18 protein-coding genes are annotated in these 15,107 nt (G+C 68.5%); 13 read left to right on the top strand and 5 right to left on the bottom strand.

What is annotated here, in order from left to right; genetic code table 11:
• The first annotated feature begins 250 nt into the window (after window positions 1-250).
• Window positions 251-1,063 (top strand): ankyrin repeat domain-containing protein, encoded by an 813-nt coding sequence (locus AC07YS_RS12590; protein ID WP_492740847.1) that lies wholly within the window; start codon window positions 251-253, stop codon window positions 1,061-1,063.
• 3 nt (window positions 1,064-1,066) lie between these two features.
• Here AC07YS_RS12590 and pdxR read toward each other — a convergent pair whose 3' ends face one another.
• Window positions 1,067-2,488, bottom strand: coding sequence for a MocR-like pyridoxine biosynthesis transcription factor PdxR (pdxR, locus tag AC07YS_RS12585; RefSeq protein ID WP_495268632.1), 1,422 nt, complete (start codon window positions 2,486-2,488; stop codon window positions 1,067-1,069).
• Window positions 2,489-2,584: 96 nt separating this feature from the next.
• On the opposite strand from pdxR, the gene AC07YS_RS12580 reads away from it, so the two are divergent.
• The 5 genes from AC07YS_RS12580 (at window position 2,585) to AC07YS_RS12560 (ending at window position 5,749) form a co-directional block, all read left to right on the top strand.
• Complete coding sequence (locus AC07YS_RS12580; protein WP_495268633.1) at window positions 2,585-3,328, top strand: NAD-dependent epimerase/dehydratase family protein; 744 nt, start codon at window positions 2,585-2,587, stop codon at window positions 3,326-3,328.
• Window positions 3,325-3,858, top strand: coding sequence for a cupin domain-containing protein (locus tag AC07YS_RS12575; RefSeq protein WP_495268634.1), 534 nt, complete (start codon window positions 3,325-3,327; stop codon window positions 3,856-3,858). The genes AC07YS_RS12580 and AC07YS_RS12575 overlap by 4 nt, the downstream gene beginning before the upstream one ends.
• Window positions 3,859-3,972: 114 nt before the next feature.
• A complete protein-coding gene (locus tag AC07YS_RS12570; RefSeq protein WP_062481473.1) occupies window positions 3,973-4,308 on the top strand; it encodes an SMR family transporter in 336 nt (111 codons plus the stop codon).
• 3 nt (window positions 4,309-4,311) lie between these two features.
• Complete coding sequence (locus AC07YS_RS12565; RefSeq protein WP_495268635.1) at window positions 4,312-5,121, top strand: APH(3'') family aminoglycoside O-phosphotransferase; 810 nt, start codon at window positions 4,312-4,314, stop codon at window positions 5,119-5,121.
• 247 nt (window positions 5,122-5,368) lie between these two features.
• Window positions 5,369-5,749, top strand: coding sequence for a helicase SNF2 (locus AC07YS_RS12560; protein WP_095947133.1), 381 nt, complete (start codon window positions 5,369-5,371; stop codon window positions 5,747-5,749).
• Between the two features lie 126 nt (window positions 5,750-5,875).
• Here AC07YS_RS12560 and AC07YS_RS12555 read toward each other — a convergent pair whose 3' ends face one another.
• Window positions 5,876-6,265, bottom strand: a complete 390-nt coding sequence (locus AC07YS_RS12555; RefSeq protein WP_062481469.1) for a DUF427 domain-containing protein — start codon at window positions 6,263-6,265, stop codon at window positions 5,876-5,878.
• A 95-nt stretch (window positions 6,266-6,360) separates the two neighbouring features.
• A complete protein-coding gene (locus AC07YS_RS12550; RefSeq protein ID WP_495268636.1) occupies window positions 6,361-7,182 on the bottom strand; it encodes an NAD(P)H-dependent oxidoreductase in 822 nt (273 codons plus the stop codon).
• Window positions 7,183-7,270: 88 nt separating this feature from the next.
• Between AC07YS_RS12550 and AC07YS_RS12545 the strand changes: the two genes are divergently transcribed.
• Together AC07YS_RS12545 and AC07YS_RS12540 are read left to right on the top strand one after the other, a co-directional pair.
• Complete coding sequence (locus tag AC07YS_RS12545) at window positions 7,271-8,164, top strand: LysR family transcriptional regulator (protein WP_495268637.1); 894 nt, start codon at window positions 7,271-7,273, stop codon at window positions 8,162-8,164.
• Window positions 8,165-8,297: 133 nt separating this feature from the next.
• On the top strand, window positions 8,298-8,609 hold the full coding sequence (locus AC07YS_RS12540; RefSeq protein ID WP_095947274.1) for a hypothetical protein: 312 nt from the start codon (window positions 8,298-8,300) through the stop codon (window positions 8,607-8,609).
• A 63-nt stretch (window positions 8,610-8,672) separates the two neighbouring features.
• On the opposite strand, the gene AC07YS_RS12535 is transcribed toward AC07YS_RS12540, so the two are convergent.
• Window positions 8,673-10,094, bottom strand: coding sequence for an FAD-binding oxidoreductase (locus tag AC07YS_RS12535; protein WP_495268638.1), 1,422 nt, complete (start codon window positions 10,092-10,094; stop codon window positions 8,673-8,675).
• A gap of 103 nt (window positions 10,095-10,197) precedes the next feature.
• Between AC07YS_RS12535 and AC07YS_RS12530 the strand changes: the two genes are divergently transcribed.
• Window positions 10,198-10,914, top strand: a complete 717-nt coding sequence (locus AC07YS_RS12530; RefSeq protein ID WP_095745771.1) for a winged helix-turn-helix transcriptional regulator — start codon at window positions 10,198-10,200, stop codon at window positions 10,912-10,914.
• A gap of 18 nt (window positions 10,915-10,932) precedes the next feature.
• Here AC07YS_RS12530 and AC07YS_RS12525 read toward each other — a convergent pair whose 3' ends face one another.
• Window positions 10,933-11,319 carry a VOC family protein gene (locus AC07YS_RS12525; RefSeq protein ID WP_070061092.1) on the bottom strand — a complete coding sequence of 129 codons (387 nt, stop codon included), beginning with the start codon at window positions 11,317-11,319 and terminating at the stop codon, window positions 10,933-10,935.
• A gap of 211 nt (window positions 11,320-11,530) precedes the next feature.
• On the opposite strand from AC07YS_RS12525, the gene AC07YS_RS12520 reads away from it, so the two are divergent.
• From AC07YS_RS12520 to AC07YS_RS12505, 4 genes are all read left to right on the top strand, one after another.
• Window positions 11,531-12,040 carry a hypothetical protein gene (locus AC07YS_RS12520; RefSeq protein WP_495268639.1) on the top strand — a complete coding sequence of 170 codons (510 nt, stop codon included), beginning with the start codon at window positions 11,531-11,533 and terminating at the stop codon, window positions 12,038-12,040.
• Between the two features lie 59 nt (window positions 12,041-12,099).
• Window positions 12,100-13,581, top strand: a complete 1,482-nt coding sequence (locus AC07YS_RS12515) for an ankyrin repeat domain-containing protein (RefSeq protein ID WP_495268640.1) — start codon at window positions 12,100-12,102, stop codon at window positions 13,579-13,581.
• Window positions 13,582-13,661: 80 nt separating this feature from the next.
• Window positions 13,662-14,093 (top strand): VOC family protein, encoded by a 432-nt coding sequence (locus AC07YS_RS12510; protein ID WP_492696842.1) that lies wholly within the window; start codon window positions 13,662-13,664, stop codon window positions 14,091-14,093.
• 11 nt (window positions 14,094-14,104) lie between these two features.
• Window positions 14,105-15,007, top strand: a complete 903-nt coding sequence (locus tag AC07YS_RS12505) for a hypothetical protein (RefSeq protein WP_495268641.1) — start codon at window positions 14,105-14,107, stop codon at window positions 15,005-15,007.
• The last annotated feature ends 100 nt before the right edge of the window (window positions 15,008-15,107 follow it).

Genomic DNA, 15,107 nt, shown 5'->3' with positions numbered 1-15,107 from the left:
AGGACGCCGCGAGGGTCGAACGGGCTGGCTGGTGGTGCCTTCAGCGGCACCTGGAGCGTGGAAAGCGCTTCAGCAGCAGTTCGGATGCGACCCGACGAACCGTACGTGGGAGGGAGAGTGAATAGCAGTGTCTTCCATCGCGCACCTCCAGTCCGGTTTGTTGATCGAGGCGTCGAATGTAGCGAGGTTCGCGCGGTCTGTGAAGTGCAAGGCGCCTGCGGCAGAATCCAAAAACCAACAGGGAGATACCATGAATCCGAAGAAGATCTTCGACGCGGCCGGCGAAGCCGATGTCGACACGGTGCGTGCCTGCATCGCGGCCGGGGCCGACCTGGCCGCCGTGAACAAGCAGGGCTTCACCGCATTGCAATGTGCCGCGGCGGGTACGAACGAAGCCGAGCTCGAACCGATCCTCGCCGTGCTGCAACTGCTGCTCGAGGCCGGCAGCCCGCTCGAATACACCGGCACCGACGGCCGCACCGCGCTGTACCTCGCGGCCGAGTTCTCGCCAACCACGGAGCCGGTGCAACTGCTCATCGACGCAGGCGCGAACCCCGACGTGCGCGACAGCCACGGCAACCACATCACGGAGAACGCGATGGAGGAAGAGGTCGCGCAGCTGCTGTCGCGCATCACCGGCCACGCGCTGCCCGAACCGCCGCCGCCCGAGCCCGACCCGGTGAAGATGAGCGCCGCGCAGTGGCGCGCCGCCGAGGCACGCATCGCCGACGTGTTCGCCGCGCTGACGCAGGCGGGCCTGGTCGCGCTGCAGGACGCGGGCGACACGCAGTCCGACGGCTTCTCCGATTGCTCCGAAGCGTTCCGCGAACGCGGCGGCAAGAAGGCCGGCGTGCACGGCTTCTGCTTCTACACGCGGCAGGACCAGAACCGCGCCAAGCGCACCAGCCAGCTCTCGCTCGCGTTCTGGGGTGCGCCCGAAGGCGGCGATGCCGACATGCAGCGCGTCGGCGAACTGGTGGTCGGCCAGTTCCGCGGCGCGGGCTTCGAAGTGCGCTGGAACGGCGCGTCGTCGATGCGGCCCGAAGTCGATCTGCGCGCGTAAGACTCAACCCAACGCCGTGCGCAGCCGGGTCGCGAGCTGTCGGGCCTGGGTGGGCGAGGCGACGTTGGTGAAGCCCATCAGCAGCCCCTGGCTTTCAACGGCCGTGGTGCCCCGGGCCGACAGCGGCTGGCAGTTCAGGCCGGCTGCCTGCGCACGGCGGGCCAGCACCACGTCGCTGTCGCGGTGCCCTTCGAAGCGCGCGATCAGGTGCATGCCGCCGGCTTGCAGGTCGATGCGCACGCCGTCGCCGAAGGCCTTGTGCAAGGCCTCGACCAGCAGGGCGCGGCGGCGCGCGTAGAGCAGGCGCATCTTCTTCAGGTGGCGCGAGAAATGGCCGTCGCGCATGAAGTCGGCCACTGTGGCCTGCGTGATCTGCGGGCAGCCGTTGGAGGCGATGCGCGCCGCGCCCTCGAAGCGTTCGCGCAGCGATTCGGGCACCACCAGGTAGCCCAGCGCGAGGCCCGGGTAGAGCACCTTCGAGAAGCTGCCCGCGTACAGCACGCGGTCGTGCCCGTCGAGGCTCTTGAGCGCGGGCAGCGGTGCGCCGGCGTAGCGGTACTCGCCGTCGTAGTCGTCCTCGACGATCCAGGCCTTGGCGCGCGAGGCCCAGTCGAGCAGCTGCAGCCGGCGCGCCAGCGACATCGACACGCCCAGCGGCGCCTGGTGCGAGGGCGTGACGACCGCCATGCGCGCCTTCGGCGAGCGGCGCACGCCGCGCGCGACCACCAGGCCCTCGTCGTCCACCGGCACGGGCACCACGCGGTGGCCGGCGCTGTGCAGCACGTCGCGCGTGGGAGCGTAGCCAGGGTCTTCGATCCATACGCGGTCGTCCCGGGCGAGCAGCGTGCGCGCCACCAGCGCCAGCGACGCGCGGTAGCCGCCGGTGACGAAGACCTGCGCCGGCTGGCAGGCCACGCCGCGCGACACCCGCAGGTAGGCCGCGATGGCCTCGCGCAGTGGCGCATGGCCTGCGGGGTCGCCGTAGAACAGGTCGGCCGCGCTCATGGCGCGCGCACGGCGGGCCATCAGCCGCGCCCAGAGCTTGCGCGGAAAGGCGTCGAGTGCCGGGATGCCGAGCTGCAGCGGTGGCGGGGCGGTGGGGCCGGCCAGTGCCGGCGCATCCGCGACGGGGCGTGAACCGGCGCGCACCGGCCGCTGCACCGGCAGCGACGGCGACACCACCGTGCCCGCCTGTCCCTGCGCGCAGAAATAGCCTTCGCCCGCGAGCTGGCTGTAGGCCGCTTCCACCGTGCCGCGCGCCACGCCCAGCTCGCTGGCCAGGCTGCGCGCCGACGCCACGCGGTCGCCGGGGCGAAGCACGCCGTGTTCGATGGCCGTGCGAAAGCGCTCGTAGACCTGGCGATGCAGCGGGGTCGCGGTCGAGCGGTCGATGCCGGGGAGGGCGTTGTCTGGCGGTTCGGTCATGGCCCAGTCATTTTGACGATTCTTGGTTCTTTCGTCTGGTGCATCCCGATCCTAAGCTCGAGCCTTCGAACAGCCAGCAGGAAAGAAGGACACGCAATGGGCGAGAAGGTATTCGTGGCGGGCGCGACCGGTGCCGTGGGCTCGGCGCTGATCCCGCTGCTGGTCGAGGCCGGCCACACGGTCCATGGCGGCACCCGCCGGGCCGAGCGTGCGGCGGCGCTGGAGGCACGCGGCGTCACGCCGGTCGTCGTCGACGTGTTCGACGCGCAGGCCTTGCGCGACGCGCTGGTGCGCATCGCGCCCACGGTCGTCATCCACCAGCTCACCGATCTGCCCCGGGACCTGGACCCGGCGCTGATGGCCGAGGCGGTGGTGCGCAACGCGCGCGTGCGCATCGAGGGCACGCGGCACCTCGTCGCGGCGGCGCTGGCGGCCGGTGCGACGCAGCTGATTGCGCAAAGCATCGCCTGGGCCTACGCACCCGGGCCGACGCCGCACGCCGAGGACGATCCGCTCGACCTCGGGGCCGAAGGCGGTCGCCGCATCAGCATCGACGGCGTGGCGGCGCTGGAGCGCAGCGTGCTGGGTGCCGTCGGCCTCACGGGCACGGTGCTGCGCTATGGGCAGCTGCATGGGCCGGGCACCGCGAATGCGGCACCGAAGGGCGTGAGCCCGGTGCATGTCGAGGCCGCAGCCTGGGCGGCGCTGCTCGCGATGCGGCATGCACGCGGCGGCATCTTTAACATCGCGGAAGAGAGCCTCGAGATCAGCAGCGAGAAGGCAAGGCGCGAACTGGGGTGGCACGCGGCGCTGCGGGTGTCGCAGGAGGTCGTGTCATGAAGGCCGCACGCTGGCATCGCACGCCTTCCATCGGCGCGGGCCTCGCCGGGCTGTCGCTGGTGCTCGCCGCCGGCTGGGCGCTGATGCCGCGCACCGGCCAGCAGGAGGCCGTGCAGTGGTTCGCCGATGTTTGCAGCTCGGTGGCGCGGCCGATGTTCGCGTCCGCGCCGGTGCCTGCGGGCTCGGAGGCCACGGCGCGGCCGGCAACGCAGGTCAAGGTGCTGTCGTGCGAGGCGCTGCCGCATGTGCCCGGCAAGTCGGTGACGACGGTGCTGGTCGACTTTCCGCCGCTGGCCTATTCGCCCGCGCACCGGCACCCGGGCTCGGTGACCGCGATCGTTGTCGAAGGCACCATCCGCTCGCAATTGGGCGGAGGCCCCGTGGGCACCTTCAAGAGCGGCGAGACCTTCTTCGAGCCGCCCAACACGCTGCACATGTTCGCGGAGAACCCCGACCCGGTGAAGCCCGCGAAGCTGATGGCGGTGTTCGTCACCGATACCAACTGCGGACCGTTGTTGCTGCCGCCCTGAAGCTTCTGGTGCTGTGCGCACAGCTTCGAGAGAGCGTCAAACGCACGCGCCTTCGGCCCCGGATCGCGCAAGGCCACCGAGGCCGCGCGGGGCGCGCGCGATTAGAGTCCGGCGATGACCCTGACCTATGCATACCTCGCTGTCGCGATCGTCGTCGAAGTGCTCGCGACCAGCTTCCTCAAGGCCTCGGACAGCTTCACCCAGCTCTGGCCCAGCGTGGCCACGGTGGTGGGCTACGCGGTGTCGTTCTACTTTCTCTCGCTCGCGCTGCGCGTGCTGCCCACCGGCATCGCCTACGCGATCTGGTCGGGCGTGGGCATCGTGCTGATCTCGGTCGTGAGCTGGCTCTGGTTCGGCCAGACGCTCGATGCGCCGGCCATCGTCGGGCTCGGGCTGATCATCGCGGGCGTGGTGGTGGTCAACGTGTTCTCGAAGTCGGTGGGGCACTGAGGCATGGGCACTGTCGAACAGCTGCTGCCCCGGTTGCCCGCCGGCACGACGTGGGCGCCGGCCAGCGAGGGCGAGTCGGGCGATGCGGTGTTTCGCCGCAGCGATGGCGTTGCCTTCGCGAAGGTATCGCTAGGTGCGGGCGCCACGCAGCTCGACGAGGAACGCCGCCGCACCGCATGGCTCGCGCCGTACAACGTAGGCTCCGCGCGCGTGCTCGACTGGCACGCGACGCCCGAGGGCGCCTGCCTGGTCACGGCGGCGGTGCCGGGCGTGCCGGCCAGCGACCTGCCGGCGGCCGAGCTGCTGCGTGCCTGGCCGTCGATGGCGCGGCGCCTGCGCGCACTGCATGAGATTCCGGCGGGCGAGTGCCCGTTTGCGCGCCCGCTGTCGGCGATGTTCGATCGCGCCGCCGATCTCGTCGCGCGCGGCGCGGTGAACCCGGAGTTCCTCGACCCCGACCAGCAGGACGTGCCGCCGCCGCACCTGTTGGCGCGGTTGCACGCCGATCTGCCGCGCCGGGTGGCGCAGGAGGCGCAAGACCTCGTCGTGTGCCACGGCGATGCCTGCCTGCCGAACTTCCTTGTCGATCCGCAGACGCTGCAATGCACCGGCCTCATTGACGTGGGGCGGCTTGGCACGGCGGACCGGTATGTCGACCTGTCGCTGCTGCTGGGCAATGCGCGCGAGAGCTGGCGCGATGCGGCCGACGCGCGCGCCGCGCATGCCTTGCTGTTCGCGCAGTTGGGCATCGACGCGCCCGACGACGGCCGGCTCGATTTCTATCTTCGGCTCGACCCGCTGACCTGGGGCTGATGGCGGCGCCGGCGCGCCGCATTGTTTCCTTTTCGGGAACGCCGTGGTTCTTTTTGCCGCGGGTTTTTACCTAGATCCCGCCGCACAATTCATCTCACGGACCGGCCCCCAAAAGCCGGTCCGGATGAACAGGCCCCGAGCGAGTTGGCCGCCCTTCAAGAAGAGGGACGGTGACCCACCCCAGACCGGTTCAAACCATCCAAGCCAACACTTGTACTACTGAACTGAATTGAAGAAGGAAACCGCCATGAACGCCTCGAAGATCCTCTCCGCCGTTGCTGTTGCCCTGATGGCCGTCGCCGGTGCCGCCCACGCTGAAACCTACGAAGGCGTGCATCGCCTGACCTCGGCCGCCAGCCGCGCCGACGTCGCCGCACAAGCCGTCGTGGCCGCGCACAGCGCCGACCCCTATGCCACCGGCGCCGAGGCAGGCCCCGCCCAGGTGTTCGTGTCGACCGTGAGCCGTGACGCCGTGCGCGCCCAGGCCGTGGTGGCCGCCCGCAGCGAGAACCCCTACAGCGAGGCCGTGACCTCCCGCGTGGCCCCGGTGCTGGCCAGCGGCCTGGACCGCGCCAGCGTGCGCGCCGAGGCCCGTGCCGCCGCTCGCGGCGAGGCACTGCCGCTGTAATCGATCGGTCTGACAGGCAGGCACGCGCACTCGGCCCCACGGGGCGGGTGTCGGCGGGCCAGGGAAAGAAAAACCGGCCTTGCGAAAGCAAGGGCCGGTTTTTTCACGAACGGAGTGGGGCGGTCGTCAGAAGCAGCGTTCTTCGATCGTGCCCACGCGGTCCGGATAGAAGGCCACGTAGTCCTTGATCGGCGCGACCGATTCATAGGGTGACTCGTAGGTCCACACGGCATTCACCGAGCGCTCGCCGCCGGCTGGAATGCTGTAGTAGGCGCACTCGCCCTTGTACGGGCAATAGGTCGCATGCGTGGTGCGCTCCAGCAGCGACATGCGCACGTCCTTGCGCGGAAGGTAATGCACCGTGCCGAAATGCGATTCACGCAAGGTCAGCGCCTCGCGCGAGCTGGCAATGACATGGCCTCCCACCGACACCACCACGCGCAACGGATTCGGCGTGATGGTGATCGCATGGTCGGGGCCCGGAATCTTGACGGTGCGTTCTGGCGTAGCGAACATGGACAAGCTCCTTCGGACGAATCGGCGGATGCGCATCTTGCTGCGTTGTCGCGACGATTTGAAGTCTCCCGCGAATCCACCTGTTCCCGGCGTGGTTAAAGGCGGCCGGGCTCGAAAACCAAAGTTTCAGATTCGCTGTTTTTGCGGTGCACACCGAAGCCCGAGCGGCCCGGCGCGATGTGTTCGCGCAGCGTGAGCGCCGGAATTTCGTAGTCGCCGCCGTTCTGCGGGCGGAACGCAATCGGGTCGGTGCTCCACAGCGTGTCCAGCCGCTCGCCCAGCTCGCCGGTGATGCGTGCATAGGCTGCGGCATCGACCTTGCCCGTGCGGTGCACCACGAAGGGCGGCAGCACGTCGAAGCCGGGGTAGTAGAGGATGCCGTGGTGAATGGGAAACAGCAGGTCGTCCATCGGCCCGTTGATGCCGCGCGGGGCGTAGTGCGAGGCCCAGCCGCCGGTCGTCACGACCAGCATCGCGCGCTTGCCGGCCAGCGTGCCTTCGCCGAAACGGTCGCCCCAGTGTGTATCGGAATGTTCGCCCACGCCGTAGGCAAAGCCGTAGGCGTAGATGCGCTCGATCCAGCCCTTAAGGATGGCGGGCATCGAGTACCACCACAGCGGGAACTGCAGGATCACCGCGTCGGCCCACAGCAGCTTCTCCTGCTCGGCGGCGATGTCGGCGGTCTGCGTGCCGCCCTCGAAGGCGCGCAGCGAGTCGAGCACGGGGTCGAAGGGCGCGGCGGTGTCGCGCGCGGGAAAGTCGTCGGCGTCGAGCGCGGGCTTCCAGCGCATCGCGTACAGGTCGGACACGCGCACGGAATGGCCCGCGCTCGTGAGGCGTTCGACCATGAAGCGATGGAGCGAGCCGTTCAGCGAGGAGGCGGCTTCGGGATGGGCAAGGACCAGCAGGATGTTCACGGTGTCAAAGGGTTCGAGTGAAGATGCCCTCAGGTTAGGTATTGCCAAGCTATATTGGAAATGAATAGTTTGAATGCCAGGTATCGCCATGAACAATTTCAGCCGACTCGACCTCAACCTGCTGGTCACGCTCGACACCTTGCTGGCCGAGCGCAACGTGACCCGCGCGGCCGAGCGCCTGAACCTTTCGCAGCCCTCGGTGAGCGTGCAGCTGGCCAAGCTGCGCGAGCTCTTCGACGACCCGCTGCTCGTGCCCGCGCAGCGCGGCATGCGGCCCACCGCGCGTGCCGACGAACTGCGCGAGCCGCTGCGCGAAGCGCTCGCATCGCTGGGCCGCGCGGTGGCGCCCAGCCAGCCCTTCGACCCGGCCAAGGCGACCACCACCTGGCGCGTGGCCGCGGCCGACTACGCCGAGTCGGCCATCCTGCTGCCTGCGCTGGCCGGCCTGCGCACGGCCGCGCCGAACACCCGGCTGGCCGTGGTCGAGGCCGTGCCGACCCGCATGGCGCGCCAGCTCGAGCAGGCGGAGATCGACTTGTTCTTCCACACCAGCGTGGGCGCGCCGCCCGGTCTGCACCGGCGCGTGCTGTTCCACGAGCGCTACGTGCTGGCCGGACGGGCAGGGCACCCGCGCCTGAAGCGCCGCCCCACGCTCGCGCAGTTCTGCGCGCTGGAGCATGTGGTGGTGTCGCTCAGCGGCGGCGGCTTTGCCGGCCCCACCGACGAGGCGCTGGCGGCGCAGGGCCTCACGCGGCGCGTGGCGCTGTCGGTGCCGCACTTCCTTTTCATGATGTCCGTGCTCGCCAGCACCGACATGGTGGCCATGCTGCCCGAGCGCCTGGCGCGCGGCGCGCCGGGGCTGCGCGTGGTGGAGGCTCCGCTGGAGGTGCCGGGCTACGAGATGGCGATGCTGTGGCACGAGCGGCGGCATCGCGACCCGGGGCATCGGTGGCTGCGCGAGCAGATCGCTCGCAGCTTGTAGCGCCGGCTGGCGAGCCCGCCGGCCCCTTCGCCGGCATCGGCTTTCTGCCATGACGGCGCAGAGCTTGCCGCTGCGGGCGTACAGTCGAAGCGTGGGCCTGTCGGGGCTCTCTCTGCACGAATGGAGGTCGAAGATGGCCCAGCACGCAATTACCGCGGTTCACTTCAAGGACGGAAAGGTGGACCTCGTCGCCATTCACCCGGTCGTGGAGAAGGAGTTCGGTTCGACGGAATTTGCCCTTGGCACGGCGCAGCGCGTCAGCGTCGGCGAATGCGTCAAGCTCCTTGCGGCCGGCGAGGAGGTGTGCCTGGCCCGGCGCACTGAAAACCACGGCTGGGAAGTCATTTGCGACGCCCGGCTCTTGCCGGGCGGGACCGCTTTCGCCGGCGTCGACATCCTGGACCGTCCCACCGATGCCTTGCTGCAGCTTCCTGCGTGGGACTAGGTCACCGGGCGCCCGCGCTGGATGCAGCTGTGAAGGGCCGCCAACAAGTCGCCGACGATCGGTTCAGCCGGAGACGCTCTTTGTGTGACGGAAGAAGTTCTCGGGGTCGTACCTGCGCTTGAGTGCCGCGAGTTTGTCCAGGTTGGCCCGGCCGTACGCGGCTTCGATGCGGTCCTGGCCCTCTTCCTCCGTCAGGAAGTTGATGTAGGCCCCGCCTGTCGAGCAGGCGCGCGTCGCCTCGAAGCAGTCCCGCGCCCACTGGATGTGGATGTGGTCGTCGCCCGGCTTCTCCCAGGAGCCCGCGATGTTCAGCACATAGGCCGCGTCCCGGTTGCCCGCCGGCGAATGCCCGGCAGGCAGCTCGCCCAGCGCACCCTGTATCTGGAACAGGAGGATGGCCGAATGGGGCGACTGAATCCGGCCCGCATGCGTCACGGCGAGGTCGATGGTCCGCTGATCGATGCCTGGCAGGTAGTGCGACTTCCAGTAGTAGCGCCGTCCCTTGGGCTGCGTGGCGTCGAGCAGGCTCTGCATCTGCGTGTAGGGCCGGCGCGTCACGATGTCGGCCACCGGCCGGCCAAGCGCGCGCAGCGGTGCGATCAATGCCTCTCCCTCTTCGACCTTGCCGGTGTAGCAGACGAAGATGGCCACGATCGGCTTGCCGTGCACCTCCTTCGGGAGCCAGGGGGCCGGCGGCGCGATCCGCAGAACGGCCACGCTGGTCAGTTCGCGCGGGGCCTCTGCGCTGAACGCACGGTAGGCGTCGAGAACCTGCCGGGCGTCGTTGCCGCTCCATGCGATCGCACCGCCCAGGATCTCGGGGCCGACGGGAAAGAGGCGGTACTCGAAGGAGGTGACGATGCCGAAGTTGCCGCTGCCGCCACGCAGCGCCCAGAACAGGTCCTCGTTTTCGTCCGCAGACGCACGCAGGACCTCGCCGCCGGCCGTCACGACCTCCATCGAGACCACGTTGTCGCAGGTCCAGCCGTGGCGACGCGTGAGGTAGCCGAATCCGCCGCCGACGGTGAGGCCTGCAATCCCGGTGGCAGACACAAAACCGAGCACGGCGGCGAGCCCGTGCAGCTGTGTCTCGCGGTCGACGTCGCCCAGCGTGCAGCCCGCTTGTGCGCGCGCCGTGCGGCGCGCTGGATCGACCCAGACACCTCTGAGCAGCGACATGTCGATCATGAGGCCGCCCTCGCAGACCGCGAGCCCTGCGATGTTGTGGCCGCCGCCGCGCACGGAACTCAGAAGCCCGTGCTGGCGCGCGAACCGGACGGCCTGCACGACATCGACCGTGCCGGTGCAGCGCGCCACCAGGCCCGGGCGGCGATCGATCATCGCGTTCCAGACCTTGCGTGACTCCTCGTAGGCCGGGTCCTCCGCGGTCAGCACCTGGCCTTTGAACGTGGCCTTGAACGACTGAAGGATCTCCGGCGAAAGGTCCATGGTCCCGCCGTCCATGCGTGTGAGTTGGATCGTCATGAGTCGTCTCCGAAATGAGTGGGGAAGTCGGGGGCAGCTTGCGCGTGACCAGGCGAGCGAACAAGTCCAGAATCTGAAGCGTTGCCGCTCTGGAGACGAGGCGATGGAAAACACCTACGGTCAGTTCTGCACCGTCGCCAGGGGGGCCGAGGTGTTGTGCGAGCGATGGACGCCGCTGGTCGTGCGCGAGTTGCTGTGTGGCAGCAAGCGCTTCAACGACCTGCATCGCGGCGTCCCGCGAATGTCCACCAGCCTGCTGGCGCAGCGGCTTCATCGCCTCGAGGAATTCGGTGTCGTGCGCCGCAACACCGTCGGCAAGGTGTGGGAATACAGCCTTACCGAGGCCGGCGAGGAACTTCGACCCATCGTCATGGCGCTGGGCCATTGGGGTGCGCAGTGGATCGGCAGCCGCCTGCGCGACGATGAACTGGATGCGGGCCTGCTCATGTGGGACATGCGCCGGTTCGCGTGCATTCAGGAGTTCCCGCCTAGGCCCGTGATCATCCACTTCCAGCTGCGCGACGCACGGACGCGCGAGCGCACGTGGTGGCTCGTGGTGGAGGACGGCGTGGCCGATCTGTGCCGCGACGACCCGGGGCGCGAGCTGACGCTCGTGGTCGATGCCTCCGTGCGCGCCTTGACCGAAGTGTGGACGGGCGATCGCACGCCTGCGCAGGCGCTTCAGTCGCGCGAGATCCGTGTCGATGGGGCGAGGTGCGACGCGCAAGACCTGTGGCGGTGGCTGGGCACCAGCGTGTTCGCCTCGACGCGGCGCGCCGCGGGACGGAAGTTGCCGGACGGCCAATCTCTGGCGCCGTAGCTGCTCAGGGCGAGCCAGCTATGCCGGTGCAAGGTCCTCGTGGATGCAAAGGAAGTTGCCTTCCGTGTCCTTGAACCACGCCGCTTTTTCCGAACCGAGGACGCAGACATGGTCGACCGTCTTCAGGTCGGGAAAGTCGTAGTCCTCGAACACCACGCCGGCGCGCTTGAGCTTGTCGATGCTGGCGGCGATGTCCGGCACCTGGAAGCTGATCGCCGTGTGGTCGGCCTTGGTCCCCTCGGGTTTGGGGAACAGCGCCAGCGTGCTGCCGCCCACCGTGTAGACGAACTTGCCGTCGGGCCGCAAGCCACCCGCCTTCAAGCCCAGGCAGCCTTCGTAGAAAGCACGCGCGCGGTCCATGTCCTTCACCGGAAGCATGGTCGTGACAGACGAGTTGGACAGCATGGTGGGTCCTTTCGCACAGTTCGGCGCAGCGGGTGCCGCTTGGCGGCATGGCCTTGGCTGGCCGGGCGAAGGTCAGCTTACGCCTGCGAGTGGCGCGATGCCAGTGCGGTGGGTAACCTGTTTGGTGATGCGTGATCCTTTCATGAGGTCGCCTTCGGCCGGGGGCGGGCATGGCTAACATCGGCCGACAGCAGATCAAGGAGGACGCAGGATGACGGTGGTGGCAGAGACTTTGCGGATGTCGACACTGCAGCGACTCGGGGCGTCCGCGCCCTTGGTGCAGTTGGCGATGGGCGAGTGCCTCCATGAAGTGTTCCGCACGGTCTGCCTGGGGCCGCCGTTCCTTGCGGACCACGGCGCCCGCGCACCCGACGGGCCGCCATGGGTTCCGTTGTGGGATCGCAGCAGCCGGGTGACGGGTCTGCGCGCTCACCCGGACGGCCTGGAGTTCGTCGAGTTCAGCGTGGAAGACCCTCGCGCGTTCGAGCGGATCGCGTTGACCGAGCAAGGCTTCTGGGTGACCCGGTTCGACGTGCTGTATGAAAACGATGTGCCCGAGAGCGTCCTGCACGAGGCCGCACGGCGGGTCGGGTTCCGGTATCTGGATCAGCACCTGGCTGCGAGGGAAGAGGCCGAGGAGCGACTGAGCACCTTCAGCGATCACCGCCTGTGGCTGCAAGGCCTCGTGGCGGACATCGATCGACAGGCCAGCGAGGCCTGACCGCAGTGTTCACACGAAACCCATCCTTTCATTGGTGCATCGTCCTCGCATCAGCTCTCATGCTCCACATGCCCGCGCATCCGGCCGAGGTCGAACCCGCTCGCGACACGACGTCCGCGCAAGCGCAGATTCCGTTCTTCGATGCCGTGGAGCGCGGTCGCCTCCGCGAGGTCGAGGCATTTCTTGCGCAGGGCTTTGGTGCCAACGATGTGCAGGGCCACGGTTTCAATGTGGGCGACTCGCCGTTGATGAAGGCCGCGCAGCAAGGCAATGCGCAGATGGTGAAGTTCCTGCTGCGTCGCCATGCCGATGTGAACTACCGCAACGCCAACGACGGCGAGACGGCGCTGCTGCGCGCAGCCAAGTTCGCGGGCTCCGGCGGCATCAGCGACACGCACGCCATCGACTTCCGCCAGACCCTGGCGCTGCTGCTGAAGGCGGGCGCAAACCCCGACACGCCCGATCGCAACGGCGGCCTTCCGTTGTTCTTCGGGCCCACGACCTGGGTCATCCAGGCGCTGCTGGCCGCCGGCGCCGACCCCAACGCCGCGAGCTCGCGCCCGCCGTTGATCGAGCATGCGCACGACCCCGCGCGCGTGCGGCTGCTGCTGGCCGCCGGCGCGCGGCCGGATGTGCGCGATGCGCAGGGCGTGTCGGCCCTAGCGGTGGCGGCGGAGAAGGGCAGCCTGGCAAGCGTCCGGCAGCTCCTGGCGGTCATGTCGCCGGACGCGGTGCGGGGCGCCGATGCCGATGGGCACAACGTGCTCGATGCGGCGGCCAGGGGTGGCGATGCGAGGATCGTTCGCCTGCTGCTGGCGCAGGGCCTGCCGGCGACCGAGCGCGCCGTGCGTGCAGCGGCGACGCAGGGGCATCTGCAGGCCGCCCGCCTGCTGCACCGGGCCATGGACCCGCCGCAGTGGCCGTCCCTCGAAGCAGGGGCGCCGGCCGAGGCGCGGGTCTATCTGCTGATCCTGCAGCAGAAGCCGCAAGAAGCGTTGGCCGCCTACCGCGCCCTCGAAACCGTCGCCTGCGGACGCATGACGCCGTTGGCGTCGGCGGTCGATGCCGGCAACGTGGAGGCCGTGCGCGCCTTGCTGGCCCTGGGCGTCGACGTGAACCACCAGACCCCCGCGCCGCTGCGCAGCGAGCTGGTGCCGCAGCCGCACACCTCGTCGGGGCTGCCTCGCCTTGTCCATGTGCTGCCGCCTCCTTGCAACGACGCTTCGCTCGCGCCGCAGGCGGCTTCGCCGACGTTGCTGCAGGCCGCGTTGCCTGTCGGCCGGTTGCCGTTCGCACCCGCGCCCGGCACTGAAAGCGCCTTGCCGCCGGCAGGGTTCTGGACGGACAACGCTCTGATGCGCGCGTTGGCGCGCGACCACCTCGAGATCGCGCGGCTGCTGGTGGCTGCAGGTGCCGATCCGGCGCTGCGAAGCCACTACCCGCCGCATGCATCGGCGCAGGCATGGCTGCAGGCGCACCCGCCATCGCATGGCGTGTCGCTGGCCGCATGGAAGAAATTGCTGAAGCTGAGTCGGCCCTGAGATGCAAACCCTGTCGCTCGATATCCGAGGTTGGCTTTGGTAGATTCCGCCACTCCGATCTCCACTGACAGGAGCGCTTCATGAGTACACAAAAAGAATTGCATCGCGGCCGCCTGATCGACCACATCGGACTGGTCGTTCGCGATCTGGCGGCCAGCAAGGCCTTCTACAGCGCCGTCTTCGAGGCGCTGAAGATCCCGATGGGCGGCTCGGACGCGCGCAACTTCTGGGCCGACGAGCTGTTCGTCTCCGCGCCTGGCAGCGAGGAAGTGCAGGGCGAACTGACCGGGCGCCACCACATCGCATTCCAGGCGCAGGACCGGGCCATGGTGGACGCCTTCTACCAGGCCGCATTGGCGCACGGAGGCCGGGACAACGGCCCGCCAGGTGAACGCGCCTACCACCCCGGGTACTACGCGGCGTTCGTGCTGGACCCGGACGGCAATAACATCGAGGCCGTGTTTCATGGCGAGGCCGATCGCAGTGCGGCTTCGGTGCGGATCAGGTTCTGATGCCTGTTGGCATGGGTGTCCTGAAATCATCGTCAGCCGCGGTGGCACAGCCGTCTTTCCGTTTTCGATGCCTGGCCAGCCTGTGCGCCTTGTTCATGCTGTCGGGTTGCGGAGACGAACCCGGTACGAAGCCAAAGGCCGACGGCACGAAGGCCGCGAAAACCGCGACCCATCTGCACGACCGGCACTCGGCCTATGCGGGCAGTTCCAGCGACTGGAGTGCCTTCATGGACTGCTGGCGCGAAGCTTCGTTCGAGTTGAATTCGACGAAGCCAGAGGCCGCGAAAAGCGGGGGCCATCTGACAGTGCTGGGGAAGCAAGCGCCTGGCGGTCCACCGGCTCCCACCGAGGCCGAACTGAGGGTCGGCCTCGCCCGGCTTGAGGCCCGGCTGAAGACAGAGCTCCCCAAGTCGTACAAGGATTTCTGGGTCGCCTACAAGTCGCAGGCGCTCGCACCCTCAGCATTCAGCCCGCAGAACCGGTCCCGATTCGTGGGAATGCTGGAGCTGGACGACGTGGGCCTGTTCAAGGACCTGGAGCCCGACTACTGGGCGATCAAGCAGACCGTGCCCATTCATTCGGATGACTCCGAATACTTCGTCTATGGCGTCGCCCAGGATTCGGTGTCCGGACGCACGAGCGACCATGCCCGCGCGATCCTCATCGGAAAGTATGACGATGACAGCACGGCGTTGATCTTGCTGCACCCACACGTGAGAACGAGCGACGGCGAAATGCAAGCTTCGCTGAACCAGCACGCGGGCGAGTTTCGCGCACCGTCGTTTGCCGAGTTGATGCGGCAGCTGAGCATCCTGGAAACTGTGGATATGGCGCACGTGCCGCCTTATCCGCAGAAGACGCTGGCAGGTCGTTGTGCCGAAAGGCTGCCCATGACGAATGTTTGGTGGGAGTGACCCCAGAAGCGAGAGACGCGTTGCGCGTCAGCCTTGCGTCCCTCTCATGCTTTGAAATCGATACCCAAAAAGGGCCACGCCACCCGCGCGCCCCTTCCCC

The sequence above is a fragment of the Variovorax sp. GW458-11-26-14-LB1 genome (assembly GCF_059423965.1).
Note: the sequence above shows the minus strand (reverse complement) of the source record. Positions and strands in the feature narration are given on the sequence as shown.